This window comes from Hydrogenophaga sp. SNF1, assembly GCF_034421675.1.
Taxonomy (GTDB): Bacteria; Pseudomonadota; Gammaproteobacteria; order Burkholderiales; family Burkholderiaceae_C; genus Hydrogenophaga; species Hydrogenophaga borbori.
The window spans coordinates 1,980,801-2,001,744 of sequence record NZ_CP139793.1 but is presented as its reverse complement, the minus strand read 5'-3'; the positions used below and the strand labels follow the sequence as shown (position 1 = coordinate 2,001,744).

At 75.0% G+C, this 20,944-nt stretch carries 6 protein-coding genes and 1 pseudogene; all 7 read right to left on the bottom strand.

Annotation, left to right across the window (positions count from 1 at the left end; translation table 11 throughout):
• Positions 1-2: 2 nt before the first annotated feature.
• Positions 3-3,626 (bottom strand): amino acid adenylation domain-containing protein, encoded by a 3,624-nt coding sequence (locus SOM08_RS09585; RefSeq protein ID WP_322470574.1) that lies wholly within the window; start codon positions 3,624-3,626, stop codon positions 3-5.
• Positions 3,623-4,540, bottom strand: a complete 918-nt coding sequence (locus SOM08_RS09580) for a DMT family transporter (RefSeq protein ID WP_116957745.1) — start codon at positions 4,538-4,540, stop codon at positions 3,623-3,625. The genes SOM08_RS09585 and SOM08_RS09580 overlap by 4 nt, the downstream gene beginning before the upstream one ends.
• Positions 4,541-4,580: 40 nt before the next feature.
• Positions 4,581-5,567, bottom strand: coding sequence for a DMT family transporter (locus tag SOM08_RS09575; protein WP_322470573.1), 987 nt, complete (start codon positions 5,565-5,567; stop codon positions 4,581-4,583).
• Positions 5,564-12,085, bottom strand: a complete 6,522-nt coding sequence (locus SOM08_RS09570; RefSeq protein WP_322470572.1) for an SDR family NAD(P)-dependent oxidoreductase — start codon at positions 12,083-12,085, stop codon at positions 5,564-5,566. Before SOM08_RS09570 ends, SOM08_RS09575 begins: the two co-directional genes overlap by 4 nt.
• A 27-nt stretch (positions 12,086-12,112) precedes the next feature.
• A complete protein-coding gene (locus SOM08_RS09565) occupies positions 12,113-16,024 on the bottom strand; it encodes an SDR family NAD(P)-dependent oxidoreductase (RefSeq protein ID WP_322470571.1) in 3,912 nt (1,303 codons plus the stop codon).
• A gap of 223 nt (positions 16,025-16,247) precedes the next feature.
• Positions 16,248-18,869, bottom strand: a pseudogene (locus SOM08_RS09560) (type I polyketide synthase); the annotation flags it as partial.
• A gap of 54 nt (positions 18,870-18,923) precedes the next feature.
• A complete protein-coding gene (locus tag SOM08_RS09555) occupies positions 18,924-20,939 on the bottom strand; it encodes a type I polyketide synthase (RefSeq protein WP_322470570.1) in 2,016 nt (671 codons plus the stop codon).
• Positions 20,940-20,944: the final 5 nt, after the last annotated feature.

Below are 20,944 nucleotides of genomic sequence, written 5' to 3'. Positions count from 1 at the left end.
CGTCAACCCTGAATCTGTTTCGCGGCCCGGGCGCGCGCGCGCTCCAGCGCCGAACTCGCGCCCACCGGCGCGCCCAGGCGCTGCGCCTGCGCCGCCACCGTGGTGCGCTGGAACAACTCGACCAGCGCGATCTCCTGCCCGAACTCGCGCTTGAGCGCGGCCTGCAGGCGCACCAGCAGCAGCGAGTGCCCGCCAATGTCGAAGAAGTTGGCGTGCAGGCCCACGCGATCGATTTTGAGGATCTCGCGCCACAGCGCGGCCACCTGGCGCTGCACGGGCGACATCAGGGCCTCGGTCACCTCGTCGGCCTCGCTCGGCGCGGCCGCCTCGGGCACCGGCAGGGCCTTGCGGTCGACCTTGCCGTTGGGCGTGAGCGGAAAGGCCTCCAGCACCACGAACTGGCCGGGCACCATGTACTCGGGCAGCTGCGCGCGCAGCGTGGCGCGCATGGCCTCGGCCTCGGGCCGGGCGCCGGCCTCGGGCACCACGTAGGCCACCAGGCGCTGGTCGCCGGGCGTGTCCTCGCGCACGTGCACCACGTTGCCCTTGAGGCCGGGGTGGCGCGAGAGCACGGTCTCGATCTCGCCCAGCTCGATGCGAAAGCCGCGCACCTTCACCTGGTGGTCGCGCCGGCCCACGAACTCCAGTCGGCCGTCGGCCAGGAAGCGCACCACGTCGCCGGTGCGGTACACGCGCGTGGGACCCACGCCGGGCAGCGCCAGCGTCACGAACTTCTCGGCCGTGAGCTCGTCGCGGTGCCGGTAGCCGCGCGCCAGGCCGTCGCCGCCGATGCACAGCTCGCCGCCGACGCCGATCGGTGCCGGCAGGCCCGAGGGCTCCAGCACGTAGACCTGGGTGTTGGCGATGGGCCGGCCGATGGAGATGCCGCGCGCGGTGTCGGTGATGCGCTGCACCGTGGACCAGATGGTGGTCTCGGTGGGCCCGTACATGTTCCAGAGCTCGCCACCGGTGGCGATGAGCTTGTCGGCCAGCTCGCGCGGCAGGCCCTCGCCGCCGCACAGCATCTTCAGGCCGGGCCGGCCGCGCCAGCCGCTGTCGAGCAGCAGGCGCCAGGTGGCGGGCGTGGCCTGCAGCAGCGTGGCCTCGTGCCAGTCCAGCAACTGCGCCAGGCGCAGGCCGTCGAGCGCGGTGGCGCGCGCGGCCAGCACCACGGTGCCGCCCACGGTCAGCGGGCCATGGATCTCCAGGCCGGCGATATCGAAGGACAGCGTGGTCACGGCCACGAAGCGGTCCTGCGCACCAATGCCCGGCTCGCGCTGCATGGACAGCAGGAAGTTCACCACCGAGCGGTGTTCCAGCATCACGCCCTTGGGGCGGCCGGTGGAGCCCGAGGTGTAGATGACGTAGGCCAGGTCGTGGGGCCCCGCGATCGCGGGCGGGTTCAGCGGCGACAGCGCCGCCAGCTCGGCCTCGCCCGCGTCCAGGCGCACGCCGTGCACGCCATCGGGCAGGCCATCGGCCAGCGCGGACTGCGTGACCACGATGCCCAGCTCGGCGTCTTCCATCATGTAGTCGAGCCGGTCCTTGGGAAAGGCCGGGTCCAGCGGGACGTAGGCCGCGCCGGCCTTCAGGATGCCCAACACCGCGACCACCATGTCCAGGCCGCGCTCCATCCACACGCCCACCAGCGAACCCGCCCCCGCGCCGAGCGAGCGCAGGTGGTGGGCCAGGCGGTTGGCGCGCGCGTTCAGCTCGCCATAGCCCAGCGCCTGCTCCTCGAAGCGCACGGCCACCGCCTCGGGCGTGCGCGCCGCCTGGACCTCGAACAGGCCGTGCACGGTCTGCTGGCGCGGGTAGTCCTGTGCGGTGGCGTTCCAGTCGAGCAGCAGCTGGCGCTCCTCGGCCGGGGTCAGCAGGTGAAGGTCGGCGATGCGCGCCTCGGGCGCGTCGATGAACCCGCGCAGCAGTCGCTCGTAGTGGCCCTGCCAGCGCGCGATGGTGCTGTCGTCGAACAGGTCGGCGTTGTATTCGAAGTAGCAGCGCAGGCCCTGGGGGATGTCGAAGACGTCGACGGCGAGGTCGAAGCGCGCCGACTTCACCTCCAGCTCCACGGGCTCGCAGCGCAGGTCGGGCAGGTCCAGGCCGGTCAGCTGCATGTGCTGCAGCACGAACAGCACCTGGAACAGCGGCGAGTGGTCGAGCTCGCGGCGCGTGCCCAGCAGGTCGACCAGCATGTCGAAGGGCATGGCCTGGTGCTGGTAGGCCTTGAGCGCGCGGTCGCGCACGCGCGCCATCAGCTCGCGCACGCTGGGGTTGCCCGAGAGGTCGGCGCGCAGCACCAGGTTGTTGGCGAAGAAGCCGATGACGTGCTCGACCTCGGTGCGGTTGCGGTTGGCGATGGCCGAGCCGATGGCGATGTCGGTCTCGCCGCTGTAGCGGTGCAGCAGCACCTGGAAGGCCGACATCAGCACCATGTACAGCGTGACGCCTTCCTGGCGGCCGAAGGCCTTGAGGCGCTGCGACAGCTCCGGCGAGAGCTGCAGCGTGCGGCGCGCGCCCCGCGTGGTCTGCACCGGCGGGCGCGGCCGATCGGTGGGCAGCTGCAGCAGGGAAGGCAGGTCCTGCAGCTCGCGCTTCCAGAACGCCGCGTGCTCGTCCAGCGCGCCCTGCGCGAAGGCCTGCCGCTCCCACTCGGCGTAGTCGTGGTACTGCACCGGCGGCGGCGCCAGGTTGGGCTCCTGCCCGGTGACCAGGTGGGTGTAGAGCGACTGGAATTCCAGCATGAAGATGCCGATCGACAGCCCATCCGAGACGATGTGGTCGATCGCGATGGCGAGCACGTGGCGATCGGCGGCCTCGCGGATCAGGCCCACGTGCAGCAGCGGCGCGCGCGTGAGGTCGAAGGGCTTTTGCACGACGCCCTCCGCCGCCCGGGTGGACGCCGCCGCCAGCGCCTCGCCCCGCAGGTGGGACAGGTCGATGCGTTCGATGGCCAGCGGCGTCTGCGCCTCGATCACGCAGCGCGGCTCGCCCTGCACGGTGACGAAGCGCGTGCGCAGGCTTTCGTGGCGCACCACCAGCATCTGCAGCGCGCGCTCCAGCGCGCCGTCGTCGAGCGCGCCCGTGAAGCGCAGCACCGCCGGGATGTTGTAGGCGTGGCTGTGCGGATCGACCTGGCGCAGGAACCACAGGCGCTGCTGGGTGTGCGACACCGGCATGTCGGCCTGGCGCGGCACCGGCACCAGCGGGGGCAGCGCCGATCGCGCGGGGGCCGCGCCCGCCCCGGCCTGCGCGCCCAGGTGCGCCTTGACCTCTTCCTTGCGCCGGCCGAGCTCTTCGCGCAGCGCCGGGGTCAACGCGCCCTTGGGCGCGCTGACGTTGAGCTTGTCGCCGTCGACCGAGAGGCGGATGTCCAGTCGCGCCAGTCGCGCCAGCAGATCGGCCACGCCGCCCGAGGCCGGCGGCGCGGGCGCGGCCTTGTCGCCGAGCGCGGCCAGCAGCTCCGCGCGGCGGCCCGCCAGTTGCTGGCGCGTCTCGGCCGAGAGCGCGCCCGGCGGGGCGCGGAAGTGCAGCTGGCCGCCCTCCGCCCACAGCTCCACGCCCTGCGCCTGCAGGGCGGCCATCCATTGCCTCAGCTCCTCGGACACGTGCTCATTGCCTTTCATGGGGAAGTCCCTGGCGCGCCGCGCGGGCCGGCGGACACCCGCCAGGCGAGCAGCACGGCCACGCCGATCAACAACAGCGCCAGCCACTGCCCGCGCGACGGCCCGCTGCCTCGGGCCAGGGATTCGATGCCGAACATACCAGCCAGGTGCAGCACCAGGACCGGCGCGGCCAGCGACACCGGCGCGGCCTCGCAGGCGCGGTCCAGCGCCCACAGGCCCAGCAGGCCCACCACGCCGATACCGGCCAGCACCAGCGCGTCGTGCGCGCTGGGCGTCACCCACACCCAGGGCATGAGCGGCGTCAGCAGCGCGAACACGCCGGCGGCGGTGTAGAACAGGTTGGCCTGCACGGTCTCCTCGCGCAGCTGGCGCGTCATGGCCACGTACAGGGCGAACGAGGCCGCCATGGCCAGCGGCCAGGCCAGCCGGCCCGGCGCGGCGGGCCAATGGGGTTGCAGCAGCAGCACCGCGGCCAGCGCGCCGAGCGCGGCCGCCGCCCAGGCCAGCGGCGGCACGGCTTCGCGCAGCCAGCCGCGCGAAAGCGCCAGGATCAGCAGCGGAGCCACCCAGAACAGCGCCCACACGGTGTGCCCGCCCACACCGCCGACCAGGGCCAGCGCGAAGCTCAGGGGCATGACCAGCATGCACAGCGAGCGCAGCAGCTGGAACACCGGGCGGCGCGTGCGCCACAGCCGCGAGGGCTCGCGCCAGCCGCAGACCAGCAGCAGGCAGGCCAGGTGCACGGCGTAGCGGCACCACACGATCTGCATCAGGTGGTAGGGCTGCTGGAACTGCGCGCCGACCACGCCTTCGAGCAGCGTCCAGGAGAGCACGAACAGCGCGAGCAGCAGCAGCGCGCGGCGGCCGTCGCCCAGCGGCGCGGCCCAGGCCGGCGTGGCCAGACCGGTGGTCATGGGACCACGCTCCGTGCGGCGCGCGGCGCGGCGGCGCTCATCACAGCCCTCCCCGCACCGACACCGGTGCACCGAGCCCCGAATCGCCGAGCAAGGAATCGCCGGTTCCGGTCCTCGCCACGCGGCGCGCCGAGGCGCGCCACCACACGATGGCCACCACCCCGCCGATCAGCGCCGAGGCCAGCACCAATCGCCACGACGGCCACTGGCCCCGCCACAGCGCCGGCAGCCACTGCAGCACCAGCACGTGCGCGTACAGCAGGGGCGCCAGGTGCGACAGCGACCAGCGGCGCAGCGCCTGGTCGAGCAGCCACAGCGCCAGGTAACCGAAGGCGCCGACGCCCGCCAGCAGCGCCAGGTCGCGCGCGCTGGGCCGCACCCACACGCCGGGCAGGAAGGGCAGCAACACCAGCAGGCCCACGGCGGCGACGAAGAACAGCCCCGTCTGCACGGGTTCGTCGCGCAGCAGGCGCGTCAGCAACAGGTAGACCGCGAGGGCCGCGCCCGACAGCAGCGGCATCAGCAGCGCCGCTGGCGAGCCCGGCAACGCCGGCTGGAACAGCAGCAACACGGCCCCCAGCCCCGCCAGCGCGCCCAGCCACAGCACGGCGGGCGGCCGCTCGCGCAGCCACAGCGCCGCCAGCGCCAGTGCGAACAGGGGCGCGAACCACAGGCCCGAGAGCGCGAGCGGGATGGACACGCCCGAGTAGACCGCGGCGGCGAAGGCGAAGGGCAAGGCCAGCATGGACAGGCCGCGCAACACGTGCCAGGGCGCGCGCCGGCTGCGCCACCAGCCCTGGCCGGCGTCGCCGCGCCAGGTCCACAGCAGCACCATCAGCAGCAGCTGCACGCCGAAGCGCACGCCCTCGACCTGCACCAGGCTGTAGGCCTGGTGCAACTGCGTGACCAGCACCTCGACCAGCGACCACACCAGCGCGAAGGCCAGCGCGAACAGCACCGCCCACTGGCGGCTGGAGCGCTGGGCCAGCCAGCGGCGCGCGGGGCGCACGAACGGCACACGGTTCACAGGGTTCCCTCCTCCCATTCGACGCCCTCGACCGTACCGGCCTCGAGCGCCGCCTCGCCGCCCGGCAGGTCCAGGCCGTCCAGCAGGCTGCTGGCCAGCGAGGACACGCTGGGGCCTTGCAGCAGATCGGCCACGGCCACGGTGGCCTTGAGCGAAGCCTGGATGCGGTTGCGCAGCTCCATGGCCATGAGCGAGTCCATGCCCAGGTCGATCAGCGAGCGCTGCGGATCGACGTGGTGGGCCGCGCCCAGGGCGAGCACGCGCACCACCTGATCGGCCAGGAAGTCCGAGAGCACGGCGTGGCGCTCGGGCGCCGGCGTCTCGCTCAGGCGCGGCAGGATGTCCACCGGCTCGGCCACCGGCGCGCCCGCCTGGGCCGCCGGCGCGTTGACCAGCGCGCTGAAGAAGGGCCCCAGGTTGGCGGGCAGTCGCGCGCGCACCAGCGGCATCGCCGCCATCTGCGGCGCGCGCGCGCCGCGCAGCATCTGCCCGAGCATGCGCATGCCGTCATCGGGCGTGATCATGCCCAGCCCCATGGCGGCCCATCGGCGGTGGTGCAGCTCGCCCAGGCCGGCGGCCATGCCGACCTCGGCCCAGCTGCCCCAGTTGATGCTGAGCGCGTGGCGGCCCTGGCTGCGGCGCAGGTGCGCCAGCGCGTCCATGAAGGTGTTGGCCGCCGCGTAGTTGCCCTGGCCGGGCGAGCCCATCAGCGCCGCGCCCGACGAGAAGCAGACGAAGAAGTCGAGCGCCAGCCGCGCCGTGGCCTGGTGCAGGTTCCAGGCGCCGCGCACCTTGGGCGACAGCACGGCCTCGAATCGCTCGGGGGCGAGTTCGGCCAGGGTGCCGTCGTCCACCAGGCCAGCGGCGTGCACCACGCCGCGCAGGCGCGGCATGTCGCGACCCAGTCCGTCCACCACGGCCGACACCTGCCCGGCGTCGGCCACGTCGGCCTGGGCCACGCGCACACGCACGCCCGCCGCTTCCAGTTCGGCGATGGCGACCTGCGCCTCGGCCGAGGGCGCGCGCCGGCCCATCAGCACCAGGTGGCGCGCGCCTTCGCGCGCCAGCCAGCGCGCCGTCACCAGCCCCAGGCCGGTGAGACCGCCGGTGACGAGGTAGCTGGCGTCCGCGCGCACGGCGGGCGCGTCGTGCTGGGTGATGACGATCTTGCCCACGTGGTGCCCCTGGCCCATGAAGCGGAAGGCGTCCTCCGCGGCTTCGATGGGGTACAGGCGCTGCGGCAGCGGCTTGAGCACGCCGGTCTCGAAGTCGGCCAGCAGATCGCGCAGCATGTCGCGCACGAACTCGGGCCGCTCGGCGGCCACCTCGCCCAGGTAGAGCGGGTGGTAGTGCACGCCGGGGAACTCGGCGCCGACCTTGGCCGCGTCCCAGATGCCGGTCTTGCCGATCTCGATGAAGTGGCCGCCCGGGCGCAGCAGGCCCAGGCTGGCGGGGATGAAATCGCCGGCCAGCGAGTTGAGCACGATGTCCACGCCCTCGCCCTTCGAGTCGCGGCGCACGTCGGGCACGAAGCTCAGCGAGCGCGAGTCGGCCAGGTGGTGGGTGCCCAGCTCGGTGGCCAGGGCGCGCTTGGCCGGCGAGCCGGCGGTGCCAAAGACCTCGGCGCCCGCGCGGCGCGCCAGCTGCAGCGCGGCCATGCCCACGCCGCCGGTGACGGCGTGCACCAGCACGCGGTCACCCTTCTTCATGCCGGCCAGGTGGCGCAGCGCGTACTCGGCGGTGAGGAAGGTGACAGGAATGGTCGCGGCCTCGGCGAACGTGAGGCTGGGCGGCTTCTTCACCGTCATCACGGCCGGCGCGATGACCCAGGTGGCGAAGCTCTTGTCGACCATGGCGACCACCTCGTCGCCCACGGCCAGGTCGGTGACGCCCTCGCCCACGGCGGAGACGACGCCCGCGCATTCGTTGCCCAGCGGCCCCGGGTCGCCCGGGTACATGCCCAGGGCGTTGAGCACGTCGCGGAAGTTCAGGCCCGTGGCGTGCACGCGGATCTCCACCTGCCCCGGCCCGGGCGCTTCGCGCGGCACCGGCAGCAGGGCCAGGCGGTCCAGCGAGCCGCGCTCGGTGATCTCCAGCCGCAGCGGCCGGGGCTCGGGCACGAAGTCGCCGGGCACCAGGCGCGAGACGTGACGCAGGCCACCGCGCAGCGCCACGCGGTCCTCGGCGTCGGCCGAGCGCAGGCTGGCGCACAGCAGCTCGGTCTCGTCGTCGCGGGGCGTGGGGTCGAGGTCGACGCGCACGCAGCGCAGGGCGGGGTATTCGGAGGCGACCACGCCGCCCAGGCCCCACAGCGGCGCCTGCAGCAGGTCGGGCACCGAGCCGGCCACGGCCTGCGCGCCGCGCGTGAGCCAGTACAGGCGCGCGCTGGACTCGCCCAGCGATTGCACCGCGCGCAGCAGGTCGCCCAGCAGCGCCAGGTGCGTGTCCTGCAGGTCGGCGCCACCGGCCGGGGGCGTGAGCGTCCAGGCCACCACGATGCCCTCGAGCGCGCGCGCATCGGCGCGGGCCGCGGCCTCGATCGCCTGGCGGATCTGCGCGGCGTTCGAGGGGTCCACCCGCCAGCCCTCGGCGCCGCACTCGGCGTACCCCTCGCCCCGGGCGATCACCGCCACGCCCGCGCCGTCGCGCCGCAGCCGCGCCGCCAGTGCCTGGCCCACGCCGCTGCCGTCGGCCAGCACCAGCCAGCGCCCCTCGGCGTCCGCGTCCGGCGCCGGGGCCGGCGGCAGCGCCTGCCAATCGGCCTCGAAGGCCCACTCGGCGGCCGGCGCGTTGCCGGCCATCGCACGCTGCAGCAGGGCGCGCGTGACGCGCTTGAGCACCAGCCGGCGCACCTCGGCCACCACCACGCCGTGGTCGTCGAACAGGGTCACGTCGGCGCCCACCGCCTCGGCGTCGGGCGTCGCCTCGTCCACGCTGACATGGCACCAGGCCTGCGACAGGCCGCTCTGGTGGACGCGGTAGTTGCCCATGCCCACGGGCACGCAGAGGTCGTCGCTGGGCGTGCCGTCGGGCGCGGTATCGCCCCAGGACAGGCCCACGCCCACCAGTTGCAGGCAGGCGTCGAGCAGGGCCGGGTGCAGCACGAAGGACGGCGCCGCGGCGGCCACGCCCGCCGGCAGGGCCACGCGGCCCAGCACCTGGCGGCCCTCGCTGCGGATCTCGGTGATGCAGCGCAAGGCCGGGCCGTAGTGCGCGCCTTGCTCGGCGAGCCGCGCGTAGTAGGCGTCGACGTCGTGCTCGCGCGCGGCGGCGCCCAGCAGGCCGGCCCGCCGCAGGGGCGCGGGCGCGGCGCTGCCCTGCCCCACCACGAAGTTGGCGCCGACGTGCAGCTTCCAGGCCGGCGCGTCGGCGCCCGGCGCCTCGGCGTCGGCGCGGCTGAACACGCGCACCGCGTAACGGCCCTGATCGGGTTCGTCCACGACCACCTGCACCGTGCGCTGGCCCTCCTCGGGCAGCGGCAGGCCTTCGCGGATGAGCACGTCAAACAGCTGGCCGTCGTCGCTGCCCGCGGCCTCGCGCCCGGCGATCTGCGCCAGCTCCAGGAAGCCGGTGCCCGGGAACAGCGTGAACTCGAAGATGCGGTGGTCGGCCAGCCAGGGCTGGGAGGCCACGCCGATGCGGTTCTGGAAGATGAACAGCGGGCTGGGCACCACGCCGCCCAGCAGCGGGTGGCCGCTGCGCGTGGGCGCGAGCGCGGCGCCCTCGGCCCGGCCGCCCGGCTCGAACCAGTAGCGCTCGCGCTGGAAGGCGTAGGTGGGCAGCACCACGCGCTGGCGCGCGGTGGCTTCGCCGAGCACCGCGCGCCACTGCACCGGCAGGCCGCGCGCGTGCAGGCGGCCCAGGCTTTCCAGCAGGCAGCGCGTGTCCGCTCGCCCCTTGCGCAGGGAAGCGATGAAGCTGGCGTCGGCGAGCGCGCTGGCGCGCTGGGCCATGTTCACCAGCGTGGGTGCCGGGCCGACCTCCACGAACACGCGGTAGCCTTCTTTCTGCAGCGCGGCGATGCCGTCGCCAAAGCGCACCGCGTCGCGCACGTGCTGGCACCAGTACTCGGGCGTGCACACCTCCTCGCCGGCCAGGGTGCCGGTGAGGTTGGAGGCCAGGTCCATGCCCGGCGGGTTCAGCTGCACCGTGGCCAGCTCGGCGCGGAAGGCTTCGAGCATGGGCTCCATGAGCGGCGAGTGGAAGGCGTGCGACACCACCAGCGGCTGCGACTCCACGCCCTGCGCCCGCAGGCGCGCCAGCGCCGCCGCGAGCGCGTCGCTGCGGCCGGAGACGACGGTGTTGCCCGGGCCGTTGACGGCCGCGATCGACAGCACCGCCGCGTCGGCCGCGATGGCCTGGCGCACCGTGGCCTCGTCGGCGAACACGGCGGCCATGCCGCCGTCGCGCGGCAGCTGGCCCATCAGGCGGCCGCGCGCGGCGATCAGGCGCAGGCCATCGGCCAGGCTGAACACGCCCGCCAGGCAGGCGGCCACGTACTCGCCCACGCTGTGGCCCATCACGGCCGTGGGCACCACGCCCCAGGAACGCCACAGCTGCGCCAGCGCGTACTCGATGGCGAACAGCGCGGGCTGGGTGAAAGCGGTGTCGTCCAGGCGCGCGGCGTCCTCGCCGCTGCCGAAGAGGGTGTCCAGCAGGCCGTGCGGCAGCAGCGGCGAGACCAGGCGATCGCATTCGTCGAGGGCGGCGCGGAACACCGGTTCCTGTTCGTAGAGCTGGCGGCCCATGCCCGCGTACTGCGCGCCCTGGCCGGTGAACATGAAGACCACCTCGGGCGCGGCGCCGAGCGCGGCGCGCGCGCGCACCACGCCGGCGGGCGCAACGCTCTCGCCATCCGGGGCAGCGACGCTGTCCAGGAAGGCCTTGAGCTGGGCGCGCAGCTCGTCGGTGCTGGCGGCCACCAGGGCCAGGCGCTCCACGAAGTGCGAGCGGCCCAGCGCCAGCGTGGCCGCGACCGGCGCCAGCGGCAGCCCGGGTCCGGCGGCCAGCGCCTCATCCAGGCGGCGCGCCTGCGCGGCCAGGGCGGTGGCGGTGTGCGCCGACAGCACCACCAGGTGCTCGGCGCGCGGCGCCTCGCCGCTGGCGGGCGCCGCCGGCGGGGGCGGCGCCTCCTCCAGCACCACGTGCGCGTTGGTGCCGCTGAAACCGAAGGAACTGACGCAGGCGCGCCGGGGCGCGTCGCCGGGGCGCGGCCAGGCGGTCGGCGTGGTCGGCACGGTGATGGGGTACTGGTCCCAGGCGATCAGGGGATTGGGCTGGCGCAGGTGCAGGTGCGGCGGCACGGTGGCGTGCTGCAGGGCCATCACGACCTTCATGACACCGGCCACGCCGGCCGAGGCCTCCAGGTGGCCGATGTTGGTTTTCACCGAACCCACCATGAGCGGGCGCTCGCGCGGGCGGTCGCCGAAGACCTGGTTGAGCGCCTTCATCTCGATCGGGTCGCCCAGCGGCGTGCCGGTGCCGTGCGCCTCGACGTAGCCGATGTCGCCGGGCTGCAGGCGCGCGTTGGCCAGCGCGGCGCGGATCACCGCCTCCTGCGCGGCGCCGTTGGGCGCGGTGAGGCCGCTGCTGCGCCCGTCCTGGTTGAGCGCCGAGCCGCGCAGCACGGCCAGCACGCGGTCACCGTCGCGCTGGGCGTCCGACAGGCGCTTGAGCACCAGCACGCCGCAGCCCTCGCCACGCACGTAGCCGTCGGCCGAGGCGTCGAAGGTCTTGCAGTGGCCGTCGAAGGACATCATGCGGGCGCGCGAGGTCAGCACCGCGCCATTGGGCGCCAGCGTGAGGTTGACGCCGCCGGCGAGCGCGAGCTCCGCCTCGCCGTTGCGCAGCGACTGGATGGCCCAGTGGATGGCCACCAGCGAGGACGAGCAGGCGGTGTCCACCGCCACGTTGGGGCCGTGCAGGCCGAAGAAGTACGACAGGCGCCCGGCCGCCACGCTGTGCGCGGTGCCCGAGGGCGTGTAGGCATCGCCGTGGCAGGGGCCGCGCTCCTCGTTCATGAGGCCGGCGTAGTCGCTGGTGGTGATGCCCATGTACACGGCGGTGCGCGAGCCCGCCAGCGACGAGGGCGCCAGGCCCGCGCGCTCCAGCGCCTCCCACGACACCTCGAGCAGCAGGCGCTGCTGCGGGTCCAGGCTCACGGCCTCGCGCGGCGAGATGCCGAAGAAGGGCGCGTCGAAGCGGTCCACGCCCTCGACGAAGGAGCCCCAGCGCGTGTAGCTCTTGCCCATGGCGTCGGGGTTGGGGTCGTAGTAGCGCTCCACGTCCCAGCGGTGCGGTGGCACCTCGGTCACGGCGTCGCGGCCGCTGTGCAGCAGCGACCAGAAGGCCTCGGGCGTGTCGGCCTGGCCGGGGAAGCGGCAGCCCATGCCGATGATGGCGATGGGTTCGCTGCGGGCCTGTTCCGCGGCCGCCAGCTGGGCTTTCAACTGGTCGATGGCCACCAGCGAGCGCTTGAGCAGCGCGGCGTGGTCGGTGCCTTGGCGGGGTTCGGTCACGGTGTTTCCTAAAGGGTGTGAATCGCTTCAGCCCAGGCCGTCGAGACGGCGCATCAGCTGCTGGGCCAGTTCGTCTTCCGACAGTTCGTCGAAGGCGTCGACGTCGGGCGCGGCGGCGGGGGTGGGCGCGGGGTCGGGTGCGGGCCCCTGGGGCGCCGGCGCGCCGGCCGCGGGCATGAGGTCGGCGAACACCTCACGCGCCAGGTGCTCGGTGAGCGCCGCGACGCTGGGGTGGTCGAAGGTGAGCGTGGCCGGCAGGGTGCGCCCGACCGCCTGACCCAGGCGGTTGCGCAGCTCCACCGCCATCAGCGAGTCCAGGCCGAGCTGGCGCAGGGGTTCGGTCACGTCCAGGTCTTCGCCGCGCTGCAGGCCCAGCACCTTGACGGTGAGCTGGCGCACGTGGTCGCGCAGCAGGGTCTTGCGCCGGTTGGCGGCGGCCGATGCCAGGCGCTCGCGCAAGGACGGCTCGGGTGCGGCGGCGGTCTGGCCGGGCGCCGGCGCGTGGCCGGGCCGCGCCAGCCCGCGCAGCAGCTCGCCGAACAGCGGCGGCGCGCCGTCGGCCAGGTGCGCCCAGTCGCTGTCCAGCACGGCCAGCTGGGCGTTCGGGAACAGCGCGCCGGGCGCGGACCGGCGCATCGCGTGGTCGAGCGCGGCCAGGCCGTCGGCGGGTGCGATGGCGCGCAGCGAGCCGGGCTTGTCCAGGCGGCGGTCGGCGGCGGCGCCGATCTCCGCCCAGGGGCCCCAGTTGATGCTGACGGTGGGCAGGCCGCGCGCCTGGCGGTACCAGGCCAGCGCGTCCTCGAAGGCATTGGCCGCCGCGTGGTTGGACTGGCCGGCCGGCCCCGCCACCGACGCGCCCGAGGAGAACAGCACCAGGAAGTCCAGGCCCGGGCACAGGGTGTGCAGGTTCCAGCTGCCCCGCACCTTGGGCCCCATCACGGTGGCAAAGCGCGGCCAGGTCTGCGCCGCGATGACACCGTCGTCCAGCACGCCGGCCGCGTGCACCACGCCGGCCAGCGGCGCCAGCGCGGCGGCCTCGGCCAGCACGCGCTGCAGCTCGGCGCGGCGCGCCACGTCGCCGCGCGCGGCCAGCACTTGCGCGCCCTGCCCCCGCAGGCCTTCGATCACCGCCAACGCGCGGGCGTCGGGCGCCTGGCGGCCCATCAGCACGAGGTGGCGCGCACCCCGCTCCACCAGCCACTCGGCCACGCGCAGCCCCAGGCCGCGCAGGCCGCCGGTGACGAGGTAGGCGCGGTCGGCGGCGAGGCGCGTCGGCCCCCGGCCGGCGCGGTGGCCGCGTCGTGGCGCACCAGGCGGCGCGCCAGGCGCGCGCCGCCGCGCCGCGCGATCTGGTCCTCGCGCGAGGGCGATTGCAGTTCGTCCGCCAGCGCGCGCGCCTCGGCGTCCTCGCTGGCGGGATCGAGGTCGAGGCGCACGCAGCGCAGCTCGGGGTGCTCCACCGCCACCACGTGGCCCAGGCCCCAGGCCGTGGCCTGGGCGGCGTCGGCGCTGTCGTCCGCGCGCGCGGCCTGCGCGCCGCGCGTGACCAGCCACAGGCCCGGCGCGCCGTCGGCGCTGCCCGCCTGGGCGGCCAACGTCTGCACCGTGGGCAACAGCCCGCCGATCAGGCGCTGCTGCTGCTGCTCGACGGCGTCCAGGTCCAGCGCCTCGTCCAGGCGCGCGTCCAGCGGCTGCAGCTGCACGACGCCCTGCCAGGGGCCCTCGCCCAGCGCGGCGGCCAGGCCGGCCGGGCCCTCGGCCAGCACGCGCACCTCGTCGCCGCGCGCGCGCAGTTCGCTGGCCAGCGCCTGCTGCAGGCCCGCCGCGTCGGGCAGCAGCAGCGCCGCGCCGCGCCGCGTGGGCCTCGGCCTTGGCCTTGGCCTCGGCCAGCGGCTGGCGGGCCAGGAACACGGCCTGCTGTTGCAGCACGGGGTGTGGCGTGTCGCCGGGCAGCGCGGCCGGCTCGCCCAGGCCGTGCTGTTGGAACAGATCGATCCAGGCCCCGCGCGGCATCAGCGCGTACTGGCGGCGCTGGGTGTCGGCGTAGGCCCACCAGCCCTCGAGCAGGCCCACGGTGAGGTCGCCGAAGCGCTGGGGCGTGGTGCCCTCCAGCAGCACCAGCGTGCCGCCGGGTGCCAGCAGGCGGCGCACGTGATCCATGGTGGTGTCGAGGTCGGGCGTGGCGTGCAGCACGTTGGCGCCAATCACCACGTCGTAGGCGGCCTCGGCGAAGCCCTGCCCGGCGGGCGCGGCGCCGATGTCGAGCACGGCGTAGCGCATGAAGCCATGGGCGGCGAACTTCTCGCGCGCGCGGTGCAGGAACAGCGGCGACACGTCGGTGAAGGTGTAGTCCAGGTTCGCCGTGGGCAGGCGCGAGAGCACGTGGTGCGTGGTGCTCCCGGTGCCAGCGCCGATCTCCAGCACGCGCAGGGGCCGCCCGGCGGGCCAGGCCGCCGCGATGGCCGCCAGCGCGTCGGCGATGAGGGCGTTGTAGACCTGGGCTGGCGGCGAGTGCTGGTACAGGCGCTCGGTGTCGGCCAGCGAGCCGCCGGGGAACAGCAGGGCCAGCGGGTCGGCCTGGCCGCGCAGCACCGCCGCGAGTTCGCGCGCGCAGCGCGCGGTGAGGTTCAGCTCGGCGTCGCAGTCGGCGAAGCGCGCCAGCAGCTCGTGGTACCGCGCCTCGGGGTCGCCGGCCCCGGGCCAGTGCCGCACCGCGTAGCCGCCGGCACCGCGCACGAGCGCGCCGTCTTCCACCAGCATGCCCAGCATGCGCTCGAACAGGCGGCCGTGGCGCGGCAGCACGCCCAGGCGCGTGGCGAGCGCGGCGGCGGGGCCGAGGGCTTCGCCGGGACGCGGGTCCAGGCCCAGGCCATGCAGGGCCTGGCGCACGTAGTCGGCGGCCAGGGCGTCGAGTTCGGGCAGGAAAGCGGCGTAGCGGTCCAGGCCGTGCTGGCGCGCGAGTGCGTCCACGCGTGGGCCCAGGGCCTGGGCGATGGCGGCGGGCGAGGCGGCGCCGGCCGCGTTCGGCGGCAGCTCGCGCCACACGATCTCATGCAGCATGCGGCGCACGCTGGCCGGCACGCGGCCCTGCGGCGCCAGGGCCTCGGGCCGCGCGCGCTTGAAGTGCATGCCCTCGAAGCGGGCCAGCACGGCGCCGGCGTCGTCGAGCAGCGTGAGGTCGGCGCTGAAGGTCTCGGCCCGGGCCGGGTCGCGGCCTTCGCCGGGGCGCAGCCTCACGTGGTTCCAGACCGCGCGCCCCGGCGCGCCGTCCAGGCGGATGCGGTCCACCTGCAGCAGCAGGAAGGCCTGGTCCAGGGTCGCCCCCTGCTGGGGCAGGCCAGCGCCGATGACGTGGAAGCAGGCGTCCAGGCAGGCGGGGTGCCACAGCAGACCGGCCTCGGGCGCCAGGCCTTCGGGCCAGCACATGCGCGCCAGCACCTCGCCCTCGCCGCGCCGGATCGACTCGACGCCGCGGAACAGCGGGCCGAAGTCCAGGCCCAGGGTCTTGAGCCAGCCGTAGTAGCGGTCCACGTCGATCGCTTCGCCCAGGCGCGCCGCGATCGCGGCGGGCGCCTCGTGCGCGGGCACCGGCGCGGTGGCGGCCGCGAGCCGCGCGCTGGCGTTCACCGGCCAGCCGCCCTCCTCGGCGTCGAAGGCGGCGATGCGCAGGGCGCTCACGCCCGCCTCGGGCGCGCCCAGCACCAGTTGCGCGCGCACCGGTTCGTCGCCGTCGAGTGGCATCGCGCGGTGCACGACGACATCGGTGATCTCCACCGGGCCGTCGCCGAACTGCAGCTGCGCGGCGGCGCGCGCCATTTCCATGTACACGGGCGAAGGCAGCAGCCAGCGGCCCAGGATGCGGTGGTCGCGCAGCCAGGGCTGGGCCGCCAGGCCCCAGCGCGTCTCGAACAGGCGGTCGCTGGTGAGCGACTGCGCCACCTCCCAGCCCCAGCAGCGGGTGCAGCGGCGTGGGCAGCGGCTCGGCGCCGCGCGCGGGCGCGTGGTCGTCCGGCGCCCAGTAGCGCTCGCGCTGGAAGGGGTAGCCCGGCAGCGCGACACGGCGGCGCGCGCGGCCGGCGTCGAAGGCCGTCCAGTCGATGGCGGCGCCCAGGCCGTGCAGGCGGGCCAGGCTGCCGAGCAGGCTCTCCCAATCACCGCGCCCTCGGCGCAGCGAGGGCAGCCAATGGCGCTGGCCGTCGCCCGAACCGTCCGGCAGGCAGGCCTGGCCCAGGCCCAGCAAGGTGGGGTGCGGGCCCACTTCCAGAAAGACCTCGACGCCCGCCTGCGCCAGCGCCTGCACCGCGGGCGCGAACTGCACCGCCTCGCGCACGTGCTCGCGCCAGTAGCCGGGCCGGGTGATGGCCTCGCCCACCGGGCGGCCCGTGAGGTTGGAGATCAGCTCGATGCGCGGCGCGCGCAGGTCCACCGACGCCACCACCCGCTCGAACTCGGCCAGCATGGGCTCCATCAGCGGCGAGTGGAAGGCGTGCGACACCTTGAGCCGCGAGCAGCGCAGGCCCTGGGCCTGGCATTGCGCCTCGACGGCCTCGATGGCGCGCAGGAGGCCCGAGACCACCACGTTCTGCGGCCCGTTGACCGCGGCGATGGACAGCTCGCGCGGCCAGGCCGCGATGAGCGCGGCCACGCGCGCGGGCTCGGCCATCACCGCGAGCATGCCGCCGTCGCGCGGCAAGGCGCCCATCAGGCGGCCGCGCGCCGCGATCAGCCGCAGCGCGTCGTCCAGGGCGAACACGCCGGCCACGCAGGCCGCCACGTATTCGCCCACGCTGTGTCCCATCACCGCCGCCGGCCGCACGCCCCAGGACAGCCAGAGCTGCGCCAGCGCGTACTCGACGGCGAACAAGGCGGGCTGGGTGAAGGCGGTGTCGTCGATGGCGCCGTCGGCCTCGGGCGCGAACAGCACCTCCAGCAGCGGGCGCGGCAGCTCGGCGTCGAGCCCGGCGGCGCAGCGCTCCAGCGCGGCGCGAAACACCGGCTCGCTGGCGCAGAGCTCGCGCGCCATGCCGGCGTACTGGGCGCCCTGGCCGGTGAACAGGAAGGCGATCTTGGGCGGGCGCGCGCCGGCCGTGGCGGCGAACACGCCGGGCGGGTCCTCGCCCGCGAGGTGCGCGCGCAGGCGCGACGCGGCTTCCTGCGGCGACGCCGCCAGCACCGAGAGGCGGTGCGCGAAAGGCGCGCGGCCGGTGTTGGCGCTGTAGGCCATGTCGGCCAGCGAGGCGCCGGCGCCGTCGAGCGCCTCGGCATAGGCCGCCGCGAGGGCGCGCAGCGCGCCGTCCTGGCGGGCCGCGGCGGTGAGCAGGTGCAGCGGCCGGTCGGGGCCGGCGGGGGCTGCGGCGGGCGCGGGCTCGGGCGCCTGCTCCAGCACCAGATGCACGTTGGTGCCGCTGAAACCGAAAGAGCTGACGCCGCCCAGGCGCGGGCCCGCGCCGGCGGGCCAGGGCGTGAGCGCGGTGGGCACGCGCACCGCCAGATCGTCCCAGGGGATGTAGGGGTTGAGCGTCTGCACGTGCGGCTGGCCGGGCACCTGGCCGTGGCGCAGGGCCAGGGCCAGCTTGATCACGCCGCCCACGCCGGCGGCCGCTTCCATGTGGCCCACGTTGGCCTTGACCGAACCGAGCAGCAGCGGCGCATCGCCCGCCTGGCGCGGCTCGCCCAGCACCTTGGCCAGGGCCTGCACCTCGATCGGGTCGCCCAGCGAGGTGCCGGTGCCATGCGCCTCCACGAAGCCCACGCGCGCCGGGTCGACGCGCGCGTCGGCCAGGGCCTCGCGCAGCACGGCCTCCTGCGAGGGGCCGTTGGGCGCCGTGAGGCCGTTGCTGCGGCCGTCCTGGTTGGCCGCGCTGCCGCGGATGAGCGCGACGATGTTGTCGCCCGCCGCCTGCGCGTCGGACAGGCGCTTGAGCACCAGCACGCCGCAGCCCTCGCTGCGCACGAAGCCGTCGGCGCGCGCGTCGAAGGTCTTGCAGCGGCCGTCGGGGGCCATCATGTGCGAGCGCGACAGCGCCACGCTGACGTCGGGCGTGAGGATCAGGTTGACGCCGCCGGCCAGCGCGGCGTCGCACTCGCCGCGGCGCAGGCTCATGACGGCCTCGTGGATGGCCACGAGCGAGGACGAGCAGGCGGTGTCGATCGACAGGCTGGGCCCGCGGGTGCCCAGCACGTAGGACAGGCGGCCCGAGGCGATGCTGTGCGCGATGCCCGAGGCGGTGTAGGCGTCGAAGCGCTCCTTGCCGCCGTCGCGCAGCAGCTGGTAGTAGTCGCCGGCCGACATCCCGATGAAGACGCCGGTGCGGCTGCCCTCCAGGCGATCGGCCGGGATGCCGGCGTGCTCCAGCGCTTCCCAGGCCACCTCGAGCAGCAGGCGCTGCTGCGGGTCCATGCTGCGCGCCTCGCGCGGCGAGACGCCGAAGAAGTGCGGGTCGAAGCCGTCCACGTCGCCCACGAAGCCGCCCCAGCGCGTGTTCATCTTGCCCGGCGCGTCGGGGTCGGCGTCGTAGAAGTCGTCGATGGCCCAGCGCTGCGGCGGCACCTCGGTGATGGCGTCCACGCCGTCGCGCACCAGGGTCCAGAACCGCTCGGGCGTGTCGGCCCCCCCGGGGAAGCGGCAGCCGATGCCGACGATGGCGATCGGCTCGCGCGCGCCGGTGCCGCCGGCCTCGGCGAGCCGCGCCTGCAGCGCCGTCACGCGCTCCTGCAGCTCGTCGGCCAGCAGCGCCAGGCGCTTGGGCGAAAAGTGGCTGATGCGTTCCAGGAAGTCAGACATCCGATGGCTTTCTCTGCAGCTTCTTCGCAAACAAGGCCTCGATCTCCTCGTCGCTCAGGTCATCGATGGCCTCGACCGCGCCACTGGCCGTGGGCACGGGCGCGGGCGCGGCGGCGGCTTCGGTCTCGGCCTGCGGCGCCAGCAGCTGCCCGATGTACGCGGCCAGCGCGTCCAGCGTGGGGTAGTCGAACACCAGGGTGGCGGGCAGGCCGCGCGCCAGGCCCAGGTCGTTGCCTTGCCCAGGCGGTTGCGCAGGTCCACGGCCATCAGCGAGTCCAGGCCCAGCTCGTTGAGCGGCTGGCGCGGGTCGATGCGGCGGGCGTCGGCCACGTCGACCACGCGCGCCACGTGCTCGCCGACGAAGGCGAGCAGGCGCTCGGCGCGCTGCGCGCTCGACAGCCCCTTGAGTTGATCGGCCAGCGAGGCGCCGCGCTCGGGCGCCGGCGCGCTCGCCGCGCGGGGCGCCTCGCTGCGCGCCGCGGCGCGGAAGCGCTCCAGCAGCGGCGGCGCGCCCGCTTCCAGGAAGCGCTCCCAGCGCACCGGGAACACGCCCACGCTGGTGGCCTCGCTGCGCATCAGCGACTGCAGCAGGTCCAGGCCCATGCGCGGCGCGATCGCTTCGATGCCGCGCGCGCCCACGCGCTGGTCGATCGCGCGGTCGGCGGCGGCGCCGACCTCGCTCCAGGCGCCCCAGGCGATGCTCAGTCCCGGCAGGCCTTGCGCGCGGCGGTGCAGCGCGAGCGCGTCGAGGAAGGCGTTGGCGGCCGCGTGGTTGCCCTGGCCGGACGAGCCCAGCAGGCCGGCCACCGAGGAATACAGAACGAAGAAGTCCAACGGCAGCTCGCGCGTGAGCGCGTGCAGGGCCCAGGCGCCCTCCACCTTGGGGCCCAGCGGGCGCGCGAAGCGCTCCCAGGTCTGCTGCTGCAGGGCGCCGTCTTCCAGCACGCCGGCGCTGTGAATGACGCCGCGCAGCGGGTGGTCCTCGCCGATCAGGTCCAGCACGCGCGCCACTTCGTCGGCGCGCGACATGTCGGCCTGCACCAGCTTGAGCTGCGCGCCGAGCGCGCGCATGGCGTCCAGCGTGGCCAGGGCGGCCTCGCCGGGTGCGCGGCGGCCCACCAGCACCAGGTGGCGCGCGCCCTGCTCGGCCAGCCGCATGGCGCTGATCAGGCCCAGGCCCGAGAGGCCACCCGTGACCAGGTAGCTGGCCTCGGGCGAGAGCGATTCCATGCAGGCCTGCGCCGGATCGTGGCGCGTGAGCACCACCTTGCCGGTGTGGCGCGCCTGGGCCATGAAGCGGAAGGCCTCGGCGCCGCGCGCCAGCGCAAAGGCGTGGTACGGCAGCGGCTGCAGCTCACCCGCGTTCACCAGGCCCATCACCCGCTCGAACAGGGCCTGGGCGGCGGCCGGGTCCTGGTAGCGCTGGGCGTTGAGGTCGATGGCGTGGTAGCGCGCCTGGGGGCGCTCCTGCGCGAAGCGCTCGGGCGTCCAGATGTCGCGCTTGCCGATCTCCAGGAAAACGCCATCGGCCGCCAGGCAGCGCACGCTGGCCGCGATGAAGTCGCCGGCGAGCGAATTGAGCACCAGGTCCACGCCGCGGCCCTGCGTGAGGCGCAGCACCTCGTCGGCGAAGTCCAGCGTGCGCGAGTCCATGACGTGGTCGACGCCGAGCGCGCGCAGCGTGGCGCGCTTGGGCTCGCTGCCGGCGGTGGCGAACACCTGCGCCCCCGCGCGCCGCGCCAGCTGGAGGGCCGCCATGCCCACGCCGCCGGCACCGGCGTGGATGAGCACGCGCTGGCCCGGGCGCAGCCCGCCGAGCGTGTGCAGCGCGTGGCAGGCGGTCATGAAGGCAAAGGGCAGCGTGGCCGCCTGGGCGTAGCCCAGGCCGCGCGGCAGCGGCGCCACGTGGCGTTCCTGCGTGATCACGTGGCTGGCGAAACAGGCTTCGCCCGTGGCCACCACGGCGTCGCCCACGGCGAAGCGGGTGACGCCTTCGCCCACGCGCACGATGCGCCCGGCGCATTCGCCGCCCAGGGGCTCGGGGTCGTCGCGCAGGGCGACGGCGTTCATGATGT

Coding starts and splice junctions, on each gene's coding strand:
- SOM08_RS09585 (WP_322470574.1), bottom strand. CDS start 3,626: ATGAAAGGCAATGAGCACGTGTCCGAGGAGCTGAGGCAATGGATGGCC.
- SOM08_RS09580 (WP_116957745.1), bottom strand. CDS start 4,540: ATGACCACCGGTCTGGCCACGCCGGCCTGGGCCGCGCCGCTGGGCGAC.
- SOM08_RS09555 (WP_322470570.1), bottom strand. CDS start 20,939: ATGAACGCCGTCGCCCTGCGCGACGACCCCGAGCCCCTGGGCGGCGAA.